The sequence below is a fragment of the Albibacillus kandeliae genome (assembly GCF_003116585.1).
Lineage (GTDB): Bacteria > Pseudomonadota > Alphaproteobacteria > Rhodobacterales > Rhodobacteraceae > Albibacillus > Albibacillus kandeliae.
In genome coordinates this window covers 531357-553065 of the sequence record NZ_QEHM01000003.1, presented here as the reverse complement: position 1 = coordinate 553065, position 21709 = coordinate 531357, and the positions used below count along the sequence as shown (strand labels likewise).

28 protein-coding genes are annotated in these 21709 nt (G+C 63.7%); 7 read left to right on the top strand and 21 right to left on the bottom strand.

Features of this window, described 5'->3' with window-relative positions:
- The first annotated feature begins 8 nt into the window (after positions 1-8).
- From DDT93_RS08550 to DDT93_RS08540, 3 genes are read left to right on the top strand one after another with little or no spacing between them, the layout of a single operon-like run.
- Positions 9-779: a flagellar biosynthetic protein FliR gene (locus DDT93_RS08550; RefSeq protein WP_232825402.1), complete on the top strand. Its 771-nt coding sequence runs from the start codon at positions 9-11 to the stop codon at positions 777-779.
- Complete coding sequence (locus DDT93_RS08545) at positions 776-1855, top strand: EscU/YscU/HrcU family type III secretion system export apparatus switch protein (protein WP_109465377.1); 1080 nt, start codon at positions 776-778, stop codon at positions 1853-1855. The genes DDT93_RS08550 and DDT93_RS08545 overlap by 4 nt, the downstream gene beginning before the upstream one ends.
- 14 nt (positions 1856-1869) lie before the next feature.
- A complete protein-coding gene (locus tag DDT93_RS08540; protein ID WP_157960129.1) occupies positions 1870-2259 on the top strand; it encodes a hypothetical protein in 390 nt (129 codons plus the stop codon).
- 14 nt (positions 2260-2273) lie between these two features.
- On the opposite strand, the gene DDT93_RS08535 is transcribed toward DDT93_RS08540, so the two are convergent.
- The 9 genes from DDT93_RS08535 to DDT93_RS08495 are packed head-to-tail and all read right to left on the bottom strand — an operon-like array spanning position 2274 to position 6849.
- Entirely contained in the window at positions 2274-2804 is a 531-nt protein-coding gene (locus tag DDT93_RS08535) for a flagellar basal body-associated FliL family protein (RefSeq protein ID WP_109465375.1), read from the bottom strand.
- Between the two features lie 9 nt (positions 2805-2813).
- Complete coding sequence (gene flgH / locus DDT93_RS08530; protein ID WP_109465374.1) at positions 2814-3542, bottom strand: flagellar basal body L-ring protein FlgH; 729 nt, start codon at positions 3540-3542, stop codon at positions 2814-2816.
- Positions 3542-3955 (bottom strand): flagellar basal body P-ring formation chaperone FlgA, encoded by a 414-nt coding sequence (gene flgA, locus DDT93_RS08525; RefSeq protein WP_109465791.1) that lies wholly within the window; start codon positions 3953-3955, stop codon positions 3542-3544. Before flgA ends, flgH begins: the two co-directional genes overlap by 1 nt.
- A complete protein-coding gene (flgG, locus tag DDT93_RS08520; RefSeq protein WP_109465373.1) occupies positions 3955-4740 on the bottom strand; it encodes a flagellar basal-body rod protein FlgG in 786 nt (261 codons plus the stop codon). The genes flgA and flgG overlap by 1 nt, the downstream gene beginning before the upstream one ends.
- Before the next feature lie 12 nt (positions 4741-4752).
- Complete coding sequence (locus tag DDT93_RS08515; RefSeq protein WP_109465372.1) at positions 4753-5466, bottom strand: flagellar hook-basal body complex protein; 714 nt, start codon at positions 5464-5466, stop codon at positions 4753-4755.
- A complete protein-coding gene (locus DDT93_RS08510; protein ID WP_109465371.1) occupies positions 5463-5738 on the bottom strand; it encodes a flagellar biosynthetic protein FliQ in 276 nt (91 codons plus the stop codon). The genes DDT93_RS08515 and DDT93_RS08510 overlap by 4 nt, the downstream gene beginning before the upstream one ends.
- 3 nt (positions 5739-5741) lie before the next feature.
- Positions 5742-6029: a flagellar hook-basal body complex protein FliE gene (fliE, locus tag DDT93_RS08505; protein WP_109465370.1), complete on the bottom strand. Its 288-nt coding sequence runs from the start codon at positions 6027-6029 to the stop codon at positions 5742-5744.
- An 11-nt stretch (positions 6030-6040) separates the two neighbouring features.
- Positions 6041-6424 carry a flagellar basal body rod protein FlgC gene (gene flgC, locus DDT93_RS08500; protein WP_109465369.1) on the bottom strand — a complete coding sequence of 128 codons (384 nt, stop codon included), beginning with the start codon at positions 6422-6424 and terminating at the stop codon, positions 6041-6043.
- Positions 6425-6435: 11 nt separating this feature from the next.
- Positions 6436-6849, bottom strand: coding sequence for a FlgB family protein (locus tag DDT93_RS08495; protein WP_232825401.1), 414 nt, complete (start codon positions 6847-6849; stop codon positions 6436-6438).
- A gap of 59 nt (positions 6850-6908) precedes the next feature.
- On the opposite strand from DDT93_RS08495, the gene DDT93_RS08490 reads away from it, so the two are divergent.
- Complete coding sequence (locus tag DDT93_RS08490; RefSeq protein ID WP_109465368.1) at positions 6909-8267, top strand: FliI/YscN family ATPase; 1359 nt, start codon at positions 6909-6911, stop codon at positions 8265-8267.
- Between the two features lie 2 nt (positions 8268-8269).
- On the opposite strand, the gene DDT93_RS08485 is transcribed toward DDT93_RS08490, so the two are convergent.
- The 6 genes from DDT93_RS08485 to DDT93_RS08460 all read right to left on the bottom strand — a co-directional run bounded on the left by DDT93_RS08485 (position 8270) and on the right by DDT93_RS08460 (position 11581).
- Positions 8270-9064, bottom strand: a complete 795-nt coding sequence (locus DDT93_RS08485) for a DUF1217 domain-containing protein (RefSeq protein WP_109465367.1) — start codon at positions 9062-9064, stop codon at positions 8270-8272.
- Positions 9061-9465 (bottom strand): flagellar biosynthesis repressor FlbT, encoded by a 405-nt coding sequence (flbT, locus tag DDT93_RS08480; protein ID WP_109465366.1) that lies wholly within the window; start codon positions 9463-9465, stop codon positions 9061-9063. Before flbT ends, DDT93_RS08485 begins: the two co-directional genes overlap by 4 nt.
- A 1-nt stretch (position 9466) precedes the next feature.
- Positions 9467-9838: a flagellar biosynthesis regulator FlaF gene (gene flaF / locus DDT93_RS08475; RefSeq protein ID WP_109465365.1), complete on the bottom strand. Its 372-nt coding sequence runs from the start codon at positions 9836-9838 to the stop codon at positions 9467-9469.
- Between the two features lie 83 nt (positions 9839-9921).
- The gene (locus DDT93_RS08470; protein ID WP_109465364.1) at positions 9922-10746 is read right to left on the bottom strand and encodes a flagellin N-terminal helical domain-containing protein; all 825 of its coding nucleotides are present in this window, start codon (positions 10744-10746) and stop codon (positions 9922-9924) included.
- Positions 10747-10953: 207 nt separating this feature from the next.
- Positions 10954-11313: a flagellar biosynthesis protein FlgN gene (locus tag DDT93_RS08465; protein ID WP_157960128.1), complete on the bottom strand. Its 360-nt coding sequence runs from the start codon at positions 11311-11313 to the stop codon at positions 10954-10956.
- Entirely contained in the window at positions 11303-11581 is a 279-nt protein-coding gene (locus DDT93_RS08460; RefSeq protein WP_109465362.1) for a rod-binding protein, read from the bottom strand. Before DDT93_RS08460 ends, DDT93_RS08465 begins: the two co-directional genes overlap by 11 nt.
- A 418-nt stretch (positions 11582-11999) precedes the next feature.
- Between DDT93_RS08460 and fliK the strand changes: the two genes are divergently transcribed.
- Both fliK and DDT93_RS08450 read left to right on the top strand, forming a co-directional pair.
- A complete protein-coding gene (gene fliK / locus DDT93_RS27115; protein WP_332872689.1) occupies positions 12000-13382 on the top strand; it encodes a flagellar hook-length control protein FliK in 1383 nt (460 codons plus the stop codon).
- A gap of 2 nt (positions 13383-13384) precedes the next feature.
- Entirely contained in the window at positions 13385-14062 is a 678-nt protein-coding gene (locus DDT93_RS08450) for a flagellar hook capping FlgD N-terminal domain-containing protein (RefSeq protein ID WP_109465360.1), read from the top strand.
- A gap of 2 nt (positions 14063-14064) precedes the next feature.
- On the opposite strand, the gene DDT93_RS08445 is transcribed toward DDT93_RS08450, so the two are convergent.
- The 6 genes from DDT93_RS08445 to DDT93_RS08420 all read right to left on the bottom strand — a co-directional run bounded on the left by DDT93_RS08445 (position 14065) and on the right by DDT93_RS08420 (position 20815).
- Entirely contained in the window at positions 14065-15414 is a 1350-nt protein-coding gene (locus DDT93_RS08445; protein WP_109465789.1) for a UDP-glucose dehydrogenase family protein, read from the bottom strand.
- A gap of 71 nt (positions 15415-15485) precedes the next feature.
- The gene (locus DDT93_RS08440; RefSeq protein ID WP_109465359.1) at positions 15486-16802 is read right to left on the bottom strand and encodes an NAD(P)/FAD-dependent oxidoreductase; all 1317 of its coding nucleotides are present in this window, start codon (positions 16800-16802) and stop codon (positions 15486-15488) included.
- Positions 16799-17617: an ABC transporter permease gene (locus tag DDT93_RS08435; protein WP_109465358.1), complete on the bottom strand. Its 819-nt coding sequence runs from the start codon at positions 17615-17617 to the stop codon at positions 16799-16801. Before DDT93_RS08435 ends, DDT93_RS08440 begins: the two co-directional genes overlap by 4 nt.
- Entirely contained in the window at positions 17614-18495 is an 882-nt protein-coding gene (locus DDT93_RS08430) for an ABC transporter permease subunit (RefSeq protein WP_109465357.1), read from the bottom strand. Before DDT93_RS08430 ends, DDT93_RS08435 begins: the two co-directional genes overlap by 4 nt.
- A 39-nt stretch (positions 18496-18534) precedes the next feature.
- Positions 18535-19662, bottom strand: coding sequence for an ABC transporter ATP-binding protein (locus DDT93_RS08425; protein ID WP_109465356.1), 1128 nt, complete (start codon positions 19660-19662; stop codon positions 18535-18537).
- A gap of 67 nt (positions 19663-19729) precedes the next feature.
- Positions 19730-20815 carry a polyamine ABC transporter substrate-binding protein gene (locus DDT93_RS08420; protein WP_109465355.1) on the bottom strand — a complete coding sequence of 362 codons (1086 nt, stop codon included), beginning with the start codon at positions 20813-20815 and terminating at the stop codon, positions 19730-19732.
- A 152-nt stretch (positions 20816-20967) separates the two neighbouring features.
- Here DDT93_RS08420 and DDT93_RS08415 point away from each other — a divergent pair, with 152 nt between their 5' ends.
- Positions 20968-21654 (top strand): GntR family transcriptional regulator, encoded by a 687-nt coding sequence (locus DDT93_RS08415; protein WP_109465354.1) that lies wholly within the window; start codon positions 20968-20970, stop codon positions 21652-21654.
- Positions 21655-21709: the final 55 nt, after the last annotated feature.

The window sequence follows — 21709 nt, the reverse complement described above, 5'->3', positions numbered from 1 at the left end:
GGAACGCGTTGGACCTGATTGGTCAGGTGGATGTCTGGGTCTGGCAGGCACTGGCGGTGTTCCTGCGCTGTGGTGCGGTAGTGGCGCTCATGCCGGCCTTTGGGGAGCGAAGCGTTCCGATGCGCGTCAAGCTCGGCCTCACAATGGCGCTGACCGCTGTGGTCGCGCCGGGCGCACCCGATGCCCCTCTTAAATCCTTGATAGAAGTGTCAATTCCGTTCTTCCTCTACTTCGCGTGTGCCGAGGCTGTTACGGGCCTTTTTCTCGGTCTGACCCTCCGGCTCTTCGTCCTCGTGCTGCAGACGGCCGGGTCGATGGCGGCGCAATCGACATCGCTCGCGCAGGTGCTGGGTGGCGCGGCGGCAGAGCCCTTGCCGGCCGTCGGCTACGTCTTGGTTGTCGGAGGTCTTGCTCTTGCGGTGATGGCCGGCCTGCACGTTGACGTGGCACGATTCCTGCTTGCGTCCTACGATCTCGTGCCTGTGGGCCGTTTCCCCTCGGTGGCTTTGGTCTCGGAAGGCGGTCTTGCGCAGGTAGCCGGCTGCTTCGGACTCGCCTTGTCCCTCGCCGCGCCATTCGTGATCGCCTCGCTGCTCTACAACCTGACCCTCGGCGTCATCAATCGGGCTATGCCGCAGCTGATGGTGGCCTTAGTCGGCGCTCCGGTGATCACATGCGGGGCGCTGGTCACGCTGATGCTCTGCGCCCCGATGATCCTGCTGGCCTGGCGCGAGGCTCTCATGACATTCCTCGCCAATCCCGCGGCCATGCCGCGATGACCGAGTCCGCTGCCGACAAGACCCACGAGCCGACGCAACAGAAGTTGTTGAAAGCCCGAGAAAAAGGGGATGTGGCACGCTCGACCGACCTGCTGGTCGCGGCCTCCTATGCCGGGCTTTTGTTGACGATCATCGCGCTCGGGCCGGGCATGGCAGGTGACGTGGGATCGATCCTTGCAGCGATGCTGGACCGAAGCGAGAGCCTCTCGGCGCAGGTGTTGCAGGGCCCTGCCTTCCGACCGGTTGGGGGGCTGCTGACCAGCATCGCCACAGCCATTGCGCCACTGTTTGCCGGGCCCGCCGCCCTCGTGCTTGCGGCCCTTCTGGCGCAGCGGGCTCTTGTTTTTGCGCCGTCCAAGCTGGTCCCGAAACTATCCCGTATATCTCCGGTCGCAAATGCGCGGAACAAGTTCGGTCGCTCGGGCCTGTTCGAGTTCGCCAAGAGCCTCGTCAAACTTGTGCTCTATTCCGTCTGCCTCAGTTTCTTCCTGCGCCAACGCCTGCCCCTGATCTTCGGCACGGCGGGGGCCGATCCCCGCGCCGCGTCGGTGGTCATGGCAGACCTTTCTACCCGGTTCCTGACGCTTGCCCTGGCGGTCGCGATCTGTCTGGGGGGAGTCGACGCGGTTTGGCAGTTCTTTGATCTTCGACGCCGAAATCGGATGACCCGGAAAGAGCTGACCGACGAGGCACGCGAGGCGGAAGGGGATCCGCAGATGAAGCAGCAACGCCGGTTCCGGGCCCAGACGATTGCAACCTCGCAGATGATCGCCGAGGTCGCCAAGTCGGAGGTGGTCATCGTCAACCCGACCCACTACGCCGTGGCCCTGCGCTGGAGCCGCGCGCCCGGGTCCGCGCCGGTCTGTGTCGCCAAGGGCGTGGATGAAATGGCCATGGCGATTCGGCGCGCGGCAGAGGCTGCGGGCGTGCCGGTTCAGCACGATCCGACAACGGCCCGGGCGATCCACGCGACTGTTCCGCTCGGGCAGGAGATCGGGACCGAACTCTATGCGCCGGTGGCCGCTTCCATCCGCTTTGCCGAGGACATGCGGCGCCGGGTGCGGGAGGGTCGTTGATGGAGAGGTCACGGTTGGAAGTACTGCGCGAGATCGCGGCGGCGAAGTACCTGCAGGAATACCGCGTCATCGCGGCTCTTCTGGCCGAGGAGGTGCGGTTGCGCCGGGCCCTGGCTCAACTTGATCGTCAGGTCAGGACCGCTCATACGACTTTGGCGGATACAGTCGGTGCACAAAGCATCGGTGGGGATGTGCTGTGGCAGGTCTGGGTGGGGCGCACGCGCCGCGATCTCAACCTCCAGCTTGCGAAGGTGATGGCCAGCAAGGAGCCCGCGATGGCGGGCCTTCGGCGCAGTTTTGGCCGCCGGGTCGCCCTCGACCGGCTGATCGTCAGTGAGGCGGATGGGCGCAGGCGGATGGCGGCCCGCAGGTTTGAACAGGACCTGATCGCGTTTCGCAGTTAACCGAATTTGCGAGGTCAGCTGTCCTGTCGGCCGATGTCTGTGATCAACACGTCCCGGATGTCGTTGCCCATCTCCTTCCGGGCAACCTCGCGCAGGGCGCCGCGCAACAGGTCGAGGCGGTCGGCCTGGGTAAAGCTTCCGCGAAATCCGCCCATGCTGGCATGATCGAAGAGCACCCGAAGGAAGAGATCGCGCAGCTTCGGTTCGCGCGCGTGCATCCTCTCCTTCAGGTTCGGCCCGGTCTCGAGGCTGAGCGAGAGGACGATCATCGAGGTGACCCTGTCATCCTTGACGAGGGGCACGACGAACTGGCCGGTCATCTTGAAGAACTCCGAGTCCGGCGCGCTGACCGGTATCTGGGAGGAGGAATGCGTCTCATCCGGGGGTTCAACATGCGAGTCCCCTCCGCCGCTGGTCGGCGCATGATCTGCGTTCTCTTCCGGCGCGTGATCGTCTGCTTTGGGCGGGGCAAGAACCAGGGCGACCCCGATGCCGGCCCCGGTTCCAATCAGGAGCAGAACGAGAGGCAGGAGTTTCTTCAGCATGTCGAGGTCTCAGAACGGGAGGATGGCATCGAGGATCTGCTGGCCGTACCGGGGCTGCTGCACGTCGGTGATCTGGCCGCGTCCGCCGTAGGAAACCCGCGCCGACGCGATCTTGTCGTATGTGACCACGTTCTGGCGGGTAATGTCCTCGGGGCGGACATAGCCAGACACCAGCAGTTCCCGGATCTCGAAATTGACACGCAGTTCCTGCGACCCGGCGATCTTCAGGACGCCGTTGGGCAGCACATCGGTGATGGTCGCGGCGACGCGCAGGGTGAGCTTCTCGTTGCGCGACACCGACCCCTGACCGCTGCTCTGTGCGCCCGAGCTGAGTTCGACCGCATCGGCGGAGGACGCGCCTTCGGGCAACCTCCGGTCCAGCCGCTGGGGCAGGCCCAGAAGTTGCGGCATCCCCAGCGATTCCGAGGCATTGCGCGACCGCGAGGTGCCGTTCGATATCTCGGCGCTCTCGTCGATTTCGATCACCACGGTCAGGATGTCGCCCTTGGCGACGGCGCGGCGGTCGCCCAGCAGGCTCTGCCGCTCGCGACTCCACAGCGAAGCACCATCGACCGTGCGCTGGACCGAGGCGGTCAACGGCAGGCCGGGCCACAGCATGGCCACCTGCTCGGGCGTTTCGGTGTTGGGCGTGAAGGATGGCGGTTTGCCAAGGTGATCGACGCGACTGCACCCGGCAGTCAGCAGCAGGCAGAGGGAGAGGCGGCAATACCAATACATCAGCGGACCTCTATGATTCCATCCGCGCGCACGAAGCCGGTGACGGTGCTGCGCGAGGAAAGGTTCATGACGCGGATCGTTTCGCCCGCCGAGGCGCGGTCGAGTGACCGGCCTTCCGTGGTGATCCGCAGGCCGCCCTGCGCGAAGATCAGCGAGACGATCTGGTTCCTGTCGATGAGGGCGGGCGGGCCGATGTCGCCCGACCGGAGCGGGCGCCCCGGGTAGAGTGCCACGCGCGCCTCCTGTCCCACCGCCTGATCCGGGTGGGTCAGCGTGCCGGGGACGTCGGCCAGCTTGACCGTGATGTCGCCGGGCGCAATCACCTCACGCGCGCGGATCGTGCGCAGCGGGACAAGGACATCGGCAGCCGCCGTCTGCGCGGAGAGCCCGCAGGCCAGGACAAGCGCCCGCATCATCGCACCTGCGTGGTCGCGGCGAGCATCTGGTCGGCCGCCGAAATGACCTTGGCATTCATCTCGTACCCGCGCTGGGCCTCGATCAGCTCGGTCACCTCGCGCACCGCATCGACTGAACTCTCCTCCAGGTAGCCCTGGCGCAGAGTCCCGAGCCCGTCCTCGCCGGGCGTGGAGACGTTGGGCGGACCCGAGGCCTCCGTCTCGGCGAAGAGGTTGCTGCCTAGGGCCTCCAGCCCCTTGGAATTGGTAAACCCGGCGAGGCTGAACTGGCCGATCAGCTGACCGACGGCATTGTCGGCAAAATAGGCATAGACCTCGCCCGCGGCGTTGATCGAGATGCTGCGCGCATCTGCCGGGATCACGATCTCGGGCGCGACCGGGTAGCCGTCGGAGGTCACGATCACGCCATCAGGCGACCGCTTGAGGCTGCCGTCGCGGGTATAGGCCGATTCACCCGATGGCAGAGTCACCTCGAGGTAACCATTGCCCTCGATAGCAAGGTCCAGATCCGCGCCCGTCGCCTCGAGTGCGCCCTGTTCGAGGTGCACCGTGATCGAGGCGGGCCGGACGCCGAGCCCCAGTTGGACCCCCGTGGGCAGCACCGTGCCGTCGGTGGCGTTGATCGTCCCCGCGCGCGCGACCTGCTGGTAGTGCAGGTCGGCAAACTCGGCCCGGCGGGCGTTGTAGCCGGTGGTGTTCATGTTCGCCAAGTTGTTCGAAATGGTCTCGACCCGCATCTGCTGGGCGGCCATCCCGGTGGCGGCAATCCTGAGAGCCCGCATGGCCCCTCTCCTCTAGCTGCGGATCAGTGTTTTTACCGCGTTGCGGATGCGCTGATCCTCGGTTTCCAGAAAACTCTGCCCCATCTCGTAGGCGCGCTGGACCTCGATCATCCGGGCGATCTGAAGCACCGGATTCACGTTTGACCCTTCGAGAAAGCCCTGAATCAGCCGCGCATCCTCGGCGGGAAGGACCCCGGCGGGGGAGTCGAACCTGACGCCGTCCTCGCGTTTCAGCTGCAGCGGATCGGCCGGCAGGTAGAGCCCAACCTGGCCCAGCGGCTGACCATCGGCGCTGATGGTCCCGTCATCGGCGATGGCGACATCCGCTCCGGCGGGCACGAAGACAGGCGCGCCGCCGGCATCGAGGACAGGATGGCCCTCCGGCGTGACAAGATCGCCGTTGGCGCTGGTGGCAAAGCTGCCGGCACGGGTCAGGCGCTGGCCCGCCGGGGTCTGGATCAGGAAGAACCCCTCGCCCTCGATGGCGAGATCCAAGCGGCCGCCGGTTTGCGTCAGGGCGCCCTGTTCCATCGAGGTATTGCGCACCTGCGCGCGGCTCATCGACAGCGAGGGCTGATCAGGCGCGGTGCGGATGTACTCCGAGAACACCAAGCCCTCCTGGCGGAAACCAGTGGTGGCGGCGTTGGCGATGTTGTTGGCCACGATCCGCATCTCGTTCATCAGGCCGCCCTGGCGGGACAGGGTGACGTAGCCGGTGCTACTCATCTCGGAAGCCCTTCGATCAGGGGCAGGATGTTGCCATCGAAAAAGGCGACCAGGGTTTCGGTCATGAAAGACATCGAGACCCAGAAGACAAGGACGATGGCTGCCAGTTTCGGCACGAAGGTCAGAGTCATTTCCTGGATCGAGGTGAGGGCCTGAATCAGCCCGATCGACAGCCCGGTGGCCAGCGCCACGGTGAGGATCGGCAGCGAGATCAGGACCGCAGACCAGAGGCCCTGCCGCAGGGTGTCAAAGAAGAGCCCGTCGTTCAGCATGGGTCAGACCGGCATCCGCAGGATTTCCTGGTAGGCCTCGACCACCTTGTTGCGCACCGTGACCGCGGTTTCGACGGCCAACTCGGTCTGGGTCAGGGCCTGGACCAGCGCGTGGGGATCCGCGTCGCCCGTCATCGCGGCGATCGCGGCCTCCTCCCCGGCGCGCAGGGTAGCGGCGAAATCGCGGGCGGTGTCAGAGACTGCGGCTGCGAGACCCGCGCCGGCAAGGGCGCCGGCGGCATCCTTCGCACGAGCATAATTCTGGCTGGCGGAGAGGCTTCTGATATCCATCTGGGGCTCCGTTAGTTGCGTAGCAGGTCGAGCAGGGCAGAGGACATCTGCCGCGTCTGGTCGAACATCTTGAGGTTGGCCTCGTAACTGCGCTGGGCTTCCCGCGCGTCGGCGATCTCGATCATCAGCTGCACGTTCGACCCCCGGTAATTGCCGCTCGCATCTGCCAGCGGATGGGCGGGGTCATGAATGGTCTCGAGCTCGCTCTGGTCGAGCTTGACGCGTCCAACCTGCACCAGCCCGGCTTCTCCGCCCCCGGTCTCGAAGGGCACGGTCTTGCGCCGGTATCCGGGGGTATCGGCGTTCGAGATATTCTCCGAAACATGTCGCAGCCGGGCGGCCTGGGCCACCATTCCGGCGGCGGAGGCAGCGATGGAACCCGAGAAATCGCTCATCTAACCGCTCCTCAGTTCTGCCGCAGGCTGGCACGCAGGACGTTCATCCCCGAGCGGTAGATGGCGAGGGCACGGTCATGCTGACGCGAGACATCGGCGGCCTTCATCATCTCGGTTTCGAGCGTCACCGAATTGCCGTTCGGATCCCTCTCGGACCTGATTTCCTCCTCGCGCGGGGGCGCGGATCCATCCGACAGCACTCCAACGTGCCCGGCCCGCGTTGTCCGCATCTGGTTGGTCCCTTCGGGCCCAATGAGATCGGCGAAGCGCGTGACATCGCGGGCGCGGTAGCCCGGGGTATCGGCATTCGCCATGTTACGCGCGATCACGGCCTGCCGCTGGCCCGCATGTGTGGCCATCGCGCCGGCCAGGCGAAAGACACTCAGGTCACTGAACACCGGGGTTTCTCCCTCGATCCGTTTCAATCAAGGCTTAACTCCGATTCCTTTAGAAACCGTTCTCAGCACTTGAAGGGGAGTCGATCATGGCCGAAACGGACATGGATGCGCTGAAGCAAGCCATTGAAGATGCGTCGCTTTCCCGCCCAGTCGGCAGAGTGAGGGAAATTTCAGGCGGGGTCGCGCAGGTCTCGGGACTCGCCACGCTGGCCCGGATCGGCGACCGGGTGGAACTCCGCCGCGGCCGGCTTGCGCCGCTTGCAGGAGAAATCCTGCAGATCGAAGGCGACCTCGTGGGCGTCCTGCCGGACACCACGCCTGACGGTGTGGCGCGCGGCGACGCCGTTCTGCTGCAACCACGGCGGCCCTTCGCGCCCGCGGACCATTGGATTGGCCGATTGGTGGACCCGTTCGGCCAGCCGCTCGACGGTGAGCCCCTGCTGCCCGGCGCGCGCGGTGCGGATCTCATGTGTGCCCCGCCCCCGGCCGCGACCCGCCGGCCGCTGGGCGACAGAATCAACACCGGCTATGCCGTGCTCAACACCCTCCTGCCGATCGTCGCGGGCCAACGCCTCGGCCTGTTCGCGGGGTCTGGCGTGGGCAAATCCCGGCTTCTTGCTCAGCTGGCCCGCAACATGGAGGCTGATGTGGTCGTCGTGGCCCTCATCGGAGAGCGCGGCCGCGAGGTGAACGAGTTCGTGACCCGGGTTCTCGGGGGCGAAGGCATGCGTCGCGCGGTGGTCGTCGCGGCGACCTCGGACCAGTCCGCGCTCACCCGGCGCCGCTGTGCCTGGGCGGCCATGTCGGTGGCGGAACACTTTCGCGACACCGGGCGCAACGTCCTCCTGCTGGCGGATTCCGTGACCCGCTTTGCCGAGGCGCATCGTGAAATCGCGGTCGCCGCGGGGGAGGCACCGGCCCTGCGCGGCTATCCCCCCTCGATCGCGCCGCTGATCACTGCATTGTGCGAACGTGCCGGACCGGGTGCGGCGGGGCAGGGCCATATCACGGCAGTCTTCTCGGTGCTGGTTGCGGGGTCCGACATGGAAGAGCCCGTCGCCGATATCCTGCGCGGGGTGCTGGACGGTCACGTGGTGCTGAGCCGGGACATCGCAGAGCGCGGCCGTTTTCCCGCAATCGATGTCGGGCGTTCGGTCTCGCGCAGCCTGCCGGACGCGGCGACCGCCGCGGAGAACACCTTGCTGTCCGAGGCGCGCCGCATGCTGGGAGTTTACGAACAATCGGAGGTCATGATCCGTGCCGGTCTCTACTCCGAGGGCGCCGACCCACGACTGGACAGTGCTGTCCGGCTCTGGCCCGAACTCGACGCGTTCTTCGCGCGATCTGAACCTGGCCAGATCCGCGACAGTTTCGACCGGCTCGACCTGATCCTGCGACGCGCTCTCGGACCCGAAAAGCGCAAGGGCTCCACGCAGGGAGACTAAGGTTATCCCGTCTGCAAGAGTTGAAGCGCTATGGATAGCGGGGAATTCGACTGTTGGAATGCTTCCAGCTGCGATCGGACCAGGTAGAGGTTGGTGAGTTTTTCCAGGGCCTCGGGTTCACTGAACTGCGCCACGCTGTCCGCTCCAGTCAGGCCCGGCGTACGTTGCTGCAGGATTTCGACCTGTTTCTCCAGGTCCATTTGCGCCATTCCATCTGGCAGGCCCAGAGCGGTCTGGAAGAATTCGCGCAATGGCGTAGAGCCGAGAATCCTGTACCAGAGCGTCGCTTCGCTGGCATCATCCGCGGCTAGATCGGGGAGTGCATGTTGGGCATAGAGAGCAACACGCATGGCATTGTCTGCATCGCCGACCGCGACCTCGAATTTGTTCGCGACGCTATCGGCCAGGATCTGCCTCATGCGAGCGGTATCGCCGGTCGTAGGCGTTTCTCCCGGACCAAGGCGGAAAGCCTCGCTCAGTTTGCGATAACGGTCGTCCGCCAGACGGTTTGCCAATGCATCCGGATCGGAGGTGCCATCACCCAACACGCGCTTGAGAAAGTACTTGTTGTCGAGGTCGTCCTGCAGCCCGAACGCGCCAAGCGCAACGCTCAGCAATTGCCGGTCGCTCACAAGGTCTTCCGCGGTCTTCACCTTGCTAATGTTCTCGAGGAAGTAATCGGTATGGCGTTGCAGTTGGGCCGATTGCTGGAAGTTCTCGAACTGCAGATTGTAGGTGCGTTGCAGAAAACGCCATGCAACCAGACCAGTTCCGGCGACGACGGGTTGGTAGCTCATGATGGCCGGGCCGCAAGCAGGCGATCTTCACGGGGCATCAGGCTGCGCAGGGCCTTGAGGCATCGATAGTATTGCCGGTCGATCAGGGCACGCGTCGCCTCGGTCAGGGTGCGGCGGCTGTCGGGATCGGTAAAGACCTGGCTCAGTTCCTCGATACTGCGCAATAGCGACAGCTGTGCATCCTCGGGATTGCTGTCGCCGGTCAAGACCAACTGCGCCGCGTAGCAGACCCGCCTGACAGGAGTCGTTGCTTCGGCAGGATGGATGGCATCCTTAAGTCTCAGGATGTTGGCGTGCGGTGTAACGATGGCCAGCCGGCTTCGACGCTCTCCATTCTCGATCACCGCCCCATTGATCAGAAGTCTTTCCTTGGGCGCGAGTTTAAGCACCAGCCCAGTCATCTCAGGCCGCCTCGCCACGCAGGCCGCGCAGGACGGACTTATTGACCTCGAGAAGCGCCTCGACAGTTGCCTGGCGGGCGAGAATTCTGCCGGTATGGTGATGCGTGAACTCGGCCAGATAGAAAATGCGCGCGCGCAGCTCTTTTGGCAGGGTGTTGCGGTCATCTGCGACTTCGATGGCGAAAATGTTCCAGAGTTTCTTGTTTTCGTGCAGCGCCTGGACCAGAGCGGTGAACCCAGCCGGGCCACGGTCGGCGGCGGCCTGCAGCTTCTGCGTTATTCTTGCCACCGCCTCGTACTCCGAGTTGCGGGCGGTACGGGTCGGGGTCGAAACCGACGAATAGGCACGCCGGGCCTTTGACAAAGCGTTCACGACTGATCCTCACTTGGTTGGCTCGGGCGCTCGCGTCCGGCTGGCTTCGGTTGGCCGGGGCGAAAGTCGCCCCGGCCCTTCGTTTAGCGGAACAGCGACAGGATCGTTTGCGGCGCCTGGTTCGCAATCGACAGAGCCTGGACCCCCAGCTGCTGCTGGGTTTGCAGGGCCTGAAGACGTGCCGAGGCTTCTTCCATATCCGCATCGACAAGAGCGCCAATCCCCGACTTCATCGCATCCATGACCTTGGACACGAACTCCGACTGGTCAGCGATACGCTTGGCCGAGGCGCCGAGCGATGCCGCCCCGTCCACCGCGGTCTGGATATGGGCCTCGATGGCGGTAATGGACGCTTCGGCGTTGGTAGCGTCGCTGACATCGATGTCCGACAGGTCGAGGTTGGATGTGAAGTCCACCGCAGAGACCGTGATATTCGCGGCCGTCACGGTACCACCACTGTCGCGATCGATAGACGACAGGACGGTAAGATCGACACCATCATCGTTCAGCAGGTTCATCCCGTTGAACTGCGATGCGCTGATGATCGAGGTGACCTGGCTCGTAAGTTCGGTCACGTCGGCCGCCAGCTTGGTGTAGTCGACGTTCTCACCGGTTGCCGCGACGACCTTCTCCTTGATCTCGTTCAGCAGGTTGGTGATTTGCTCTGCCCCGGCGAGTGCCACGGCAACCGTGGATTCACCAAGCGACAGAGAGTCGGAGACCGCCTGAAAGCCGGCCACGTCCGATTCCATCACCTTGGAGATGGCCCAGATCGCGGAGTTATCGCTCGCGCTGGCGATATCCTTGCCTGTCGAGATCTCGTTCTGAGTCTTCTCCAGGCTGATGTTGATGGACTTGAGCGTCTGAAGCGCGATCATCGCGCTGTTGTTCGTCAGAATACTCGACATAGAATTTTCCTTTGATCACAGGGGCGCTTTTACGCCCGGTTGATTACCGCCCAACGGCGGTGCAAGCGGCGTTCTGACCTGTGCGATCTTCCTGTTGATCGGTATCGCGCCACCTGACTTTCAGGTGCGGCGTCAGGATCGTTGCAAAGTGCTAAAGGAGTCCTAATCCGGTCGACTTCCATCTGGTGAATTTACCTAAATTCTAGGTCACACGCGCCGCTCCACACTTGCTGCGCTGGTATTCACGAAACTTCTCCGGTGCCCGGCGTTATCATAGATCGCCAGCCCGCTGCGCACTCGGTTCAAAGCCTTCATTCGCTCAGAAACCGACCGGAGTCCTTCGAGTGTTCCCAGAACAAGAACCTGATTTCTCACAATTTTCTTTTGCAACCGACCGAGCGAGACGCGATCTGCGCGCTTCAACAGGTCCATGCGGACGAGCAACCGTTCCTTTAGCGGTGCCAGGCGCGCCAATGCTTCCATTTGGCCTGTCAACAGGGCCTCCCGCTCACGTTCCAGTACATCTTCAAGTTCGTCGACCAATGTGCGTGCAGGCTCATTTGTCATGGGCTCTCTCCACAAGTGCATCGAATAGGACTTCGGCCAGCCCAATTCCCCCGGCCTGCGCCATCAGGCGCGCCTGCTCAATCACCAGAAATGAGCTGAACTGGTCTTCCCCGACACCTCCGGCGGAGGAGCCGGAGGTTCTTGATAAGCCAGCGGCTCTCAGCATCTCAGCCAGAAAATTCGCTTCGAGTTCCACCGCCGCGTTGCGCAACGAATCCTTGGTTTGAGGCAGCGCCGGAGATTGAGATGTGAATGTGTCGGGAATCATATGGTCGCTCGAATTGATCTGATTTTGAGAAGATGACCTGCGACCGGTTAAAATATCGGTAACCCGGATAGGTCATTCTGTGGTGGCACGAGAGAGTTATCGGAACACCATGCAGATCATTCCCGTCACTACGTCAGGTCCGGAGACCTACCAACCGCCGCCGCGGCACTCGACCAGAGATCCGGCGACATCGATCTTCGCGGCACATATGTGTCGAACTCACGGGCAAAGGTCGGAAACTGTGACGTCAGAGGCGAACAGGAACTGAGAGGTTGTTGTTGCGCAACCGGAAGCGAAAGAAACTGCACAAGAAAGCCATGCGTTTGATCAAGAGGAACTAGGAACCAGTCAGGAGCTGAAGGCAGCAGATACCCCCCTAACTCCCGGAGCCGAAGCGCCCCAGATTTCGACTGGCTCAATGAGATCTCCGGCCGCGCGGCACCAAGGCGAATCCGATAATTTGGAGGGGGATAGCGGCGACGCGATAGGTTACTCGAATGAGGTTACATCTGGCGATGCAGGGGTAATTCTACCTGCGAGTGAGGTCAGGCGTGCGCCCGTTGATCGCTCTCAGGGGGACGAATCAAAGCCTGAAACCAGGCTTCTGGCGGAGGCTTTGTTACCGGATAATAAGATGCAGCAGAGCCTTCCTCCTTTGCGGGATGCTGCGCTTTCCTCTTCGAAGCAGGCTGTCGAAAGCGGTTCCGAAGCTTCGATATATCGCGGTCGATCTGCGCATCAGATTATGCCATCTGCGCTGTCCTCTACGTCGGGCTCGGAGCATCCGGCGCCCGGAGTCGTCCCGGAATTGGACTCTGAGACCGTAGGTGCCCGCTTGGAGAACGGGCCAGGCCGAATTCCGCAGGCAACGCAGCCGACAGCAAATATGTCACGCGGAACGAGGCCCGCGGAGAGAGTGCAGTACTCCTTGCAGGACGTGAGGTCCGCGCAAGCCGCCTCCAGTGGAACGAGCGGCGATCTAAGCGATGCGACCTCGCTTGAGGCGGCGAGTCCGAGTTCCGTCAATGCTACGATGTCAGCCTTACGACTTGTCGTGGAGGGTGCACGTTCAAACGCGAGCCCGGAGTCATTCCCTGCTGAAACAAGCTCTCGGGGTGTGGAAGCTTATCAAACCACTGTTGTCACGGCTCTCGAACGAGCTGGGACGGATGTGCGGCTTCACGACTATGGCATTCGGGTGCGAACCGGGAGCTCGGGCACTGGCTCTGCATTGCCGGACGGGAGTCGGGTTTGGTCGGGGAGCGATAGCGTAACAGGTGAAGTGCGAGGCGATGTCGATTCAACGACTCGCGGCGCTGTGCGTGGCGAGTGGCAGTTACAGGCGGCTTTAGGACCGGGATTGTCACCAACCGCAGTGACAATCCGCGCCGATCTCAGCCGAATGCCGACTGCCACCCTTGCCGAAGAGCTGGCGCGAGTGCCGAGGCGAGCGGTCGAAATCTCTCTCAGTCCCGAAGAACTGGGCCGAGTGCACATGACTCTATCGACCCGCGACACGGGTCTTGTCCTAGTGGTCAACGCAGATCGGGCGGATACGTTGGACTTGATGCGTCGCCACATAGACCAGCTGGGACAGGAGTTTCGGCGCATGGGGTATCAGGATATCGGTTTCGAGTTCGGGCAGAGCGGTTCGGAGGGGCGGTCGGAACGTGCGAGCGATCATGTGAACGGTCTGCTGGATGACGCCATAGCGACCAGCGAGGTGCCGGAGATCGTTGTGCCGCGGGCTGCAACACGGCCGAGCGGGGCAGGTTCCGCCGGACTGGACCTGAGGCTCTGACGATGGTTACCGTGACAGATGCCTCGAACTCGACAAGTTCGGCCGGAGCGTCCGCCACGGCCAGTGCGACTACTGTTTCGGACGGGTCGGTGCTGACCTCGGATTTCGAAACCTTCCTCAAGATGTTAACCGCCCAGGCGCGTTACCAGGATCCGCTCGAACCGATCGACTCGACCGAGTTCGCGTCCCAGTTGGCGCAGTTCTCGATGGTCGAGCAGCAGGTCAAGACCAACGAGGTGCTGGATTCGGTGCTAGGGGCGCTCGCGGTGCAAAACGCCGCGGCGCTCTCGACCTGGATCGGGATGGAGGCCCGGGCCAACGCACCCGCGTTGTTCTCGGGGCAGGCGGTTACCCTGGCTCTCGCGCCAGCTTCGACCGCGGATGAGGTTGCCCTGGTTGTCCGGGACAGTGCGGGCACGGAGGTCCAGCGGCAGTCGGTCCCGTTGGGGACCGAGCGGCTGGAATGGGATGGCACCGGCCCTTCAGGCGAAAGCCTGCCGCTCGGGCTCTACAGCTTCGAAGTCGAAAGCCTCCGCGAGGGCGAGGTGATCCTGACCAACGCGGCCGAGGTCTACTCCCGCGTCGTCGAGGCTCAGGCGGGCGAGGACGAGATCGTCCTGCTGCTCGACAGCGGTAGCACCGTTCCGGCCAGCGCCGTCAGCGCGCTGCGTGCCCCATGACGTTACTCGGCGGCGTCCACATCTGCGTTGCTGTCGTCGATGACGTCGCTGCGACCGACCGAGACGTAGCGCTGGAAGCCTGCGCGGCGGGCGTCCCTGGCAGAGTAGATGTTGCGGAGGTCGGCGAGTGCGGGAAAGTTCATGCGGCGTGCCAGCCGCTTGAGGTCCAGCGCGCGGAACTCGTTCCATTCGGTCAGGATGACGACGGCGTCGGCCTTCTGCGCCGCCTTGTAGGCATCATCGTGCCACTGGACCCCGGGCAACAGCTCGGCGGCCTCGCGATGGCCCTGCGGGTCGACGGCGCGGACCTTGGCGCCGGCTCCGATCAGCGCCGGGATCACGGTCAGCGAGGGGGCCTCGCGCATGTCGTCTGTGTTCGGCTTGAAGGTCACGCCCAGCACCGCGATGGTCTTGCCCGCGATGCGGCCATCCAGCATGTCGACGACCTTGTCGACCATCCGCCGCCGGGTCTCTTCGTTGACCTTGATGACGGTCTCGGTGATCTGCATCGGCAGGCCGTAGTCCTGACCGATCCGCGCCAGCGCCCTGGTGTCCTTGGGGAAGCAGGATCCGCCATAGCCGGGGCCCGCATGCAGGAACTTGTTGCCGATGCGCCCGTCGAGGCCCATGCCCTGGCTGACCAGTTTCACGTCTGCGCCGGTGCGCTCGCAGAGTGCGGCGATCTCGTTGATGAAGGTGATCTTGGTCGCGAGAAAGGCATTCGCGGCGTATTTGATCATCTCCGCGCTTTCCAGATCGGTCGTCAGGATCGGGAAGTCGCGCAGGTAGAGCGGGCGGTAAATCTCCGACATCACCTCGGCGGCGCGTTCGTTCTGCACACCCACGACGATCCGGTCCGGGCGCATGAAGTCGTCGATGGCCGCGCCCTCGCGCAGGAACTCGGGGTTCGAGGCCACATCGAAATCGGCCGCGGGGTTGGCGCGGGCGATGGCTTCCTTGACCTGCCGGTTGGTGCCGACAGGGACGGTCGATTTCGTCACCACGACCGCATAGCCGGTCAGCGCATGGGCGATCTCTTCGGCGGCGGCCATCACGTAGGTCAGGTCGGCATGGCCATCGCCGCGCCGGGTGGGCGTGCCAACGGCGATAAACACGGCGTCGGCGCCATCGACGGCGGCCTTGAGATCCTCGGTGAACGACAGGCGCCCCGCCTCGACGTTCTTGATCATCAGCATGTCGAGACCGGGTTCGTAGATCGGCACCTTGCCCGCGCGCAGCATCTCGATCTTGTCCGGGTTCTTGTCGACGCAGATCACGTCGTGCCCAAAATCGGAAAAACAAACCCCGGAGACGAGGCCGACATAGCCCGTTCCAATCATCGCAATCTTCATGACCATCGCCCTGAATAACTTTTGTTCAGCCTTGGGCGACCGGCGGCCTCATGTCAACCGGACAGGCCGGATCAGAGGTCGGCGAGAGCGCGCGCCAGGTAAAAAGGCGGAAGCAATATGCGCCGGAACGGGCCGAGCGGGAAACGGGCCAGGGGCGTCTGCATCACGCGGGGCACGCGCGAGCGTCCCTGCGCCAGTTCCGCAAGCATCATGCCGGAATAGCTGCCCATGGCGACGCCGTTGCCGTGGTAGGCCATCCCCGCGAACAGGCCGGGCTGGCCCGGCACCGAGCCGACGAAGGGGGTGCGCAAACGCGCGAGGCAGACCATTCCCGACCAGGCGTGGGTGGCTTCCACTTGTTTCCACGCCGGGAACATTGCTTCGAAGTCGGCGCGATTGCGCTGGCGGGCCTTCGCCTCGGCCGCGGGCGAGGACATGAGTCCGCCCCGCATCCCGAAGAGAAAACGCCGGTCCGGCATCAGGCGGAAATAGTGCAGCAGGTTGCGCGTGTCATAGCTCGCCTGATCGCTGGTCCAGCCCTGCGCATCCAGTTCGGCATCGGTCAGAGGCCGGGTGACCAGCACGTTGGACTGCGCCGGGATATAGCGGGCGCCCAGCCACTTGGGCAGGTCCTCGCTCGAGTAGCCGTTGGTGCCCACGATAACCGTTTCGGCGGTGACGGTACCGTGCGGCGTGGTCAGCTCCCAGCCCCGGGCGCCGCGCTTCAGCGCCGTGACCGGGCTCTCGCGGTAGAGGCGCGCACCGGCCTGATCTGCCGCGGTGGCCATGCCAAAGAGATACTTGCGCGGGTTGAGGCCAAAGCCGACCGGGAAGGTCAGCGCGCCGTGAAACGGCCCGCCAAGGCCCTTGGCCGCGAGGTCGCCCGCCTCGATCAGTTCGACCTCGGTACCCGATTTGGCGGCGGCCTCGGCCTTGCGGCGCAGCTTTTCCATGTCCTTGGGACGATGGGCCAGCTGGGTTTCCCCGCGCGAATGGCGATCCACGTCCAGCCCCAGTCGCTCGATCACCGAGGCGGCAAAGTTCACCGCGTCTTCCTCGGCCTGCCAGTACTCGGCGGCAGCCTCGGCGCCGACCCGTCGGGTCAGGCCCGGCTCCTTGATCATCGCCCCGCCGAGGCAGCAGAACCCGCCGTTTCGGCCGGAGGCGCCAAAACCCGGGAACTTGGCCTCGAGCAGTGCAACGGACACCCCGGCCTCGGCCAAGTGCAGCGCGGCAGAGACACCGGTGAAGCCGCCGCCGATGATGGCGACATCGGCCTCGAGGTTGCCCTGCAGGCGCGGCCATTCGGGGGCCGCGATGGTTTCGTCCCACCAGCAGCCATCGCGCGGCCCGGGGCCGTAGGCGTATTCGGAAAAGATATGCTTCATTGCGCGCGCGCCGCTGCCTGTTCTTCCCTGCGTTGGCGGACCATGTTGCGCTTGGAGATCACCGACGCGGTGATCACACCCGCGGTCACGATCCCGATCATGATGGTCGACAGGGCATTGATTTCCGGGCTGACCCCCAGCCGGACGGCCGAGAAGATCTTGATCGGCAGGGTGGTCGCCGAAGGTCCGGTGGTGAAAGAGGCGATGACGAGGTCATCGAGAGAGAGGGTGAAGGCCAGCAGCCAGCCCGAGATCACCGCCGGGGCGATGATTGGCAGGGTGACCAGGCGAAAGGCCTGTGCCGGCGAACAGCCAAGATCGAGGGCGGCCTCTTCCAGCGACTGGTCAAAGGTGGCGAGCCGCGACGAGACTACGACCGAGACGTAGCACATGGCAAAGGTGGTATGCGCCAGCACCACGGTCAGCACGCCGCGGTCAAGCCCGACACCGATGAAGAGCAGCAGCAACGCGAGGCCGGTGATCACGTCGGGCATCACCAGCGGCGCATAGATCATGCCCGAGAACAGCGTGCGCCCGGTGAACCGCCCGGCCCGGATCAGCACGTAGGCCGCCATGGTGCCAAGGATGGTGGCAAGCGTCGACGAGAACACGGCGACGCGCAGCGTGACCCATGCCGCATCGAGGAAGGCCTGGTCACGGAACAATTCGCCGTACCACTTGGTCGAGAAGCCCGCCCAGACCGTCACCAGCTTGCTCTCGTTGAAGCTGTAGGTGACGAGGATGATCATCGGGATGTAGAGGAAGGCGAAGCCAAAGGTCAGCGACACCGCGTTGAACCAGCTGAAGCGATTCATTTGGCGGCCTCCTCTGCGTCCTGCTGGTTGCGCTGAAACAGCACGATCGGGATCACGAGGATCAGCAGCAGGATCACGGCCACGGCCGAGGCCACGGGCCAGTCGCGGTTCGAGAAGAACTCTTCCCAGAGTACCTTGCCGATCATCAGCGTGCCGGACCCGCCCAGCAGCGACGGGATGACGAACTCACCGAGCGCCGGGATGAAGACAAGGAAACAGCCCGCGATGATCCCGTTGCGCGACAGCGGAACGGTCACCAGCCAGAACGCCGAGAGGCGCGAACAGCCAAGATCCTCGGCCGCTTCGATCAGCGAGCCGTCCATCCGGTCGAGCGCCGAGTAGATCGGCAGGACCATGAAGGGCAGGTAGGTGTAGACGATCCCGATATAGACCGCCGTGGGGGTGTTCAGGATCATCAGCGGTTCGCTGATCAGCCCCGTCCACATCAGGAACTGGTTCAGCAGACCTTCCTGGCTGAGGATGCCCATCCAGGCGTAGACGCGGATCAGGAACGAGGTCCAGAACGGCAGGATGATCAGCATCATCAGCGTGGCGCGCCATTCTTCCGGCGCGCGGGCCATGCCGTAGGCCAGCGGATAGCCGATCGTCAGCGTCAGGATGGTCGAGAGACCGGCGATGGAAACGCTGGAGAGGTAGGCTTTCCAGTAGAGGGAATCCTCGGTCAGGAAGACGAAGTTCTCGAAATCCAGGTCCCTGAGAAAGGCCATGATCCCGTCGTCCCACGAGAACTGCGGAACATAGGGCGGCCGCGCGAGGGCCACGTCCGACAAGGAAATCTTGAGGACGATGAAGAAGGGGATCAGGAACAGCGCCAGCAGCCAGGCATAGGGCACCGCGATCAGGAAGAACTTACGCATGGCGGCCTCCCCGGCGGGTCGGATTGCTACGCCGCACCGTCATCGGGCCAGCATCACCCCGGCGGTGGCGGTCCATGACAGCCACACCGTATCGCCCCAGGTAAAGGACCGCCGCGCGATCCGCCGCGTGTTGGCCGTCTGCGACTTGATGATCGTCCCGTCCGCCAGCTCGACGTGGTAGGTGGACAGGTTGCCGAGATAGGCGATGTCCAGCACCTTGCCCTGAACGATGTTGTCCGCCGCCTGCGGCTTCTCCGCCGAAATCGCGACCTTCTCGGGCCGGATGGCGACAAAGCAGGTCTGGCCCTTGTCAAAGGGCTGCGACGAGGCGGCGTGCAGGGGCATTTGCCCCTCGGCCCAGTCGATCTGGTACTGGCCGTCCTCGATCAGGGTGGTCTTGCCTTCGATGATGTTCACGTCGCCGATGAAGTCGGCCACGTAGACCGAGACGGGCGTTTCATAGATCCGGTCGGGCGTCGCGACCTGGATCAGCTGGCCCTCGTCCATCACGGCGATGCGGCTCGCGACGGTCATCGCCTCTTCCTGGTCGTGGGTCACGATCACGAAGGTGGTGCCGGTCTTTTCCTGGATATCCATCAGCTCGAACTGCGTGTCCTGGCGCAGCTTGGCGTCAAGCGCGCCCAGCGGTTCGTCCAGCAGGAGCAGGGTAGGGGCCTTGGCCAGCGAGCGGGCGAGGGCGACGCGCTGGCGCTGGCCCCCGGAAATCTGGTGCGGCTTGCGCTTGGCAAAGCGTTCGAGCCGGGTCAGGCGCAGCATCTCCTCGACGCGCGCGTTCATCTTGTCCTTCTCCATCCCCTCGCGGCGCAGGCCAAAGGCGATGTTGTCCCAGACGGTGAGGTGCGGGAACAGGGCGTAGGACTGGAACATCATGTTGGTGGCACGCTTGTTCGGCGGCACCGGGATGATGTTCTTGCCAGCCAGTTCGATCCGGCCGGACGTCGGGGTCTCGAAACCCGCCAGCATCCGCATCATCGTGGTCTTGCCACAGCCCGACGGGCCGAGGAGCGCGAAGAATTCCCGTTCGTAGATATCCAGCGACAGGTTGTCGATCGCGGTAAACGTCCCGAATTTCTTGGTGACGTTCTGGAAACGGATCAGGGGTTTCTTCTCGGGATCTTCCCACGGAGCGAATACGGTGGAATTCAAGGCAGGCCCTCTTGCAGTCACGACATGAAAAGGCGGGCCGCGATGGGCCCGCCTCTCAGTTTCGGGCTCAGGTGCCCGATTTCACCTTGGTCCAGAGGCGCGTGACGACACGCTGCACTTTGGCGTCATAGGGCGTGGTGGTGTAGAGGTTCGCAACGGTTTCCTCGGTCGGGTAGATGGCCGGATCACCGATCACGTCCTCTTCGAGAAACTCCTGCGAGGCCTTGTTGCCGTTGGCGTAGTAGACGTAGTTCGACGCCGCGGCCATGTTCTGGGCATCCATGATGAAGTTCAGGAACTTGTGGGCGCCGTCCGGGTTCGGTGCATCGACCGGGATCGCCATCTCGTCGAACCACATCAGCGCGCCTTCCTTGGGCGCGTTGTAGGCGATCTCGACGCCGTTGTCGGCCTCGGCGGCGCGGTCACGGGCCTGCAGGACGTCACCCGACCAGCCGAAGGCCACGCAGATGTCGCCGTTGGCCAGCGCGTTGATGTATTCCGAGTTGTGGAACTTCAGCACGTAGGGGCGGATCGCTTCAAAGACCGCTTCGGTCTTGGCGATGACGTCCGGATCCTGGCTGTCGGGGTCTTCACCGATATACTTCAGCGCGGCCGGGATCATCTCGGTCGGCGCGTCAAGCAGGTGAACGCCGCAGCTCTGCAGCTTTTCCATGTTCGCCGGATCGAAGATCAGCGCCAGCGAGTCGATCGGGGCGTCCTCGCCCAGCACTTCCTTGACCTTGGTCAGGTTCACGCCAAGCCCGGTGGTGCCCCACATGTAGTTGATGGCGTATTCGTTGCCGGGGTCGTACTGGGCCGTGCGGTCCATGATCACGTCCCACATGTTGCCGATGTTCGGCAGCTTGGACTTGTCGAGCTTCTGGAAGGCACCGGCCTGAATCTGGCGCTGCAGGAACGTGCCCGAGGGAACCACGACGTCATAGCCCGATCCGCCGGCCAGCATCTTGGTTTCAAGGACTTCGTTGCTGTCGAAGACGTCGTAGATCAGGTCAATTCCGGTTTCTTCTTCGAACTTGGTCAGCAACGATTCATCGATGTAGTCGGACCAGTTGTAGACGCGGACTTCTTCTGCCTGAGCGGCGGCAGCAGAAAGGGCCAGCGCAGAGGCAAATGCCAGAGTTTGGGCTTTCATGAGTGTCTCCCTTGGAGTTCCGGGTTTTTTCCGGTTGTGTTTTTATTTGATCAAGTTTTGCCTTTCGCGGCAATAGTCTTTATGTTTCCACGGGTCCGGGACCGACGCAAGTATCGACGGTCGGGCGCGGCGGGCTTGACGGAGGGCGAGGAATGGGCGTGGTGAAAAAAGCGGCAGATACGGACGGCGAGACGCGACCGGCATCGCCGATTCACGAACAGGTCTACCAGGAGCTGCGCGGCCGGATCCTGTTCGGCGAACTCGCCCCCGGTCAGCCGGTCACCATCCAGGGGCTGGTCGAGGCACTGGGGGTCGGGATGACCCCGGTCCGCGAGGCGATCCGCCGGCTGACATCCGACGGTGCGCTGGTGTTTCTCGGCAACCGCAGGGTGATCGTTCCGACGCTCACGATGGACGATCTGGAGCAGCTCGTTTTCATCAGGAAAACAATTGAAACCGAACTGACGCGCCGGGCCACGCGGCGCATCACGCCCGAGGTGCTCGCCGAGCTGAACCAGATCGACACCGAGCTCGACGGCGCCATCGCCAAGGGCAACGTGGTCGGCTACCTGGCGCTGAACTACCGCTTCCACACCCGCATCTACGAACACGCCAAGGCGCCCATCATGGCCGAGCAGGCCGACAGGCTCTGGCTCCGTTCCGGGCCGCCGCTGCGGGTGGTCTGCGGACGTTTCGGCACCCAGAACCTGCCCGACCGTCACAAGGATATCCTCGACGCGCTCGAACGGCAGGACGAGGCGGCCGCGGCCCGGGCGATGGGGCAGGACATTGATCAGGGCATGGAGCAGATCGCCGCTGCACTCGACCTCGATACGTGATTCGATTGACACTCCCGAATTTGATCATATTCTGGGGCGGATTTTGAACCAGGGG

Coding starts and splice junctions, on each gene's coding strand:
- DDT93_RS08445 (WP_109465789.1), bottom strand. CDS start 15,414: ATGAAGATTGCGATGATTGGAACGGGCTATGTCGGCCTCGTCTCCGGG.
- DDT93_RS08415 (WP_109465354.1), top strand. CDS start 20,968: ATGGGCGTGGTGAAAAAAGCGGCAGATACGGACGGCGAGACGCGACCG.
- flgG (WP_109465373.1), bottom strand. CDS start 4,740: ATGCGGGCTCTCAGGATTGCCGCCACCGGGATGGCCGCCCAGCAGATG.
- DDT93_RS08515 (WP_109465372.1), bottom strand. CDS start 5,466: ATGAGTAGCACCGGCTACGTCACCCTGTCCCGCCAGGGCGGCCTGATG.
- DDT93_RS08490 (WP_109465368.1), top strand. CDS start 6,909: ATGGCCGAAACGGACATGGATGCGCTGAAGCAAGCCATTGAAGATGCG.
- DDT93_RS08435 (WP_109465358.1), bottom strand. CDS start 17,617: ATGAATCGCTTCAGCTGGTTCAACGCGGTGTCGCTGACCTTTGGCTTC.
- DDT93_RS08545 (WP_109465377.1), top strand. CDS start 776: ATGACCGAGTCCGCTGCCGACAAGACCCACGAGCCGACGCAACAGAAG.
- DDT93_RS08465 (WP_157960128.1), bottom strand. CDS start 11,313: ATGACAAATGAGCCTGCACGCACATTGGTCGACGAACTTGAAGATGTA.
- flbT (WP_109465366.1), bottom strand. CDS start 9,465: ATGACTGGGCTGGTGCTTAAACTCGCGCCCAAGGAAAGACTTCTGATC.
- DDT93_RS08450 (WP_109465360.1), top strand. CDS start 13,385: ATGGTTACCGTGACAGATGCCTCGAACTCGACAAGTTCGGCCGGAGCG.
- DDT93_RS08535 (WP_109465375.1), bottom strand. CDS start 2,804: ATGCTGAAGAAACTCCTGCCTCTCGTTCTGCTCCTGATTGGAACCGGG.
- DDT93_RS08460 (WP_109465362.1), bottom strand. CDS start 11,581: ATGATTCCCGACACATTCACATCTCAATCTCCGGCGCTGCCTCAAACC.
- DDT93_RS08440 (WP_109465359.1), bottom strand. CDS start 16,802: ATGAAGCATATCTTTTCCGAATACGCCTACGGCCCCGGGCCGCGCGAT.
- DDT93_RS08420 (WP_109465355.1), bottom strand. CDS start 20,815: ATGAAAGCCCAAACTCTGGCATTTGCCTCTGCGCTGGCCCTTTCTGCT.
- flgH (WP_109465374.1), bottom strand. CDS start 3,542: ATGTATTGGTATTGCCGCCTCTCCCTCTGCCTGCTGCTGACTGCCGGG.
- DDT93_RS08430 (WP_109465357.1), bottom strand. CDS start 18,495: ATGCGTAAGTTCTTCCTGATCGCGGTGCCCTATGCCTGGCTGCTGGCG.
- flgA (WP_109465791.1), bottom strand. CDS start 3,955: ATGCGGGCGCTTGTCCTGGCCTGCGGGCTCTCCGCGCAGACGGCGGCT.
- fliE (WP_109465370.1), bottom strand. CDS start 6,029: ATGGATATCAGAAGCCTCTCCGCCAGCCAGAATTATGCTCGTGCGAAG.
- DDT93_RS08485 (WP_109465367.1), bottom strand. CDS start 9,064: ATGAGCTACCAACCCGTCGTCGCCGGAACTGGTCTGGTTGCATGGCGT.
- DDT93_RS08510 (WP_109465371.1), bottom strand. CDS start 5,738: ATGCTGAACGACGGGCTCTTCTTTGACACCCTGCGGCAGGGCCTCTGG.
- fliK (WP_332872689.1), top strand. CDS start 12,000: ATGAGATCTCCGGCCGCGCGGCACCAAGGCGAATCCGATAATTTGGAG.
- DDT93_RS08470 (WP_109465364.1), bottom strand. CDS start 10,746: ATGTCGAGTATTCTGACGAACAACAGCGCGATGATCGCGCTTCAGACG.
- flgC (WP_109465369.1), bottom strand. CDS start 6,424: ATGAGCGATTTCTCGGGTTCCATCGCTGCCTCCGCCGCCGGAATGGTG.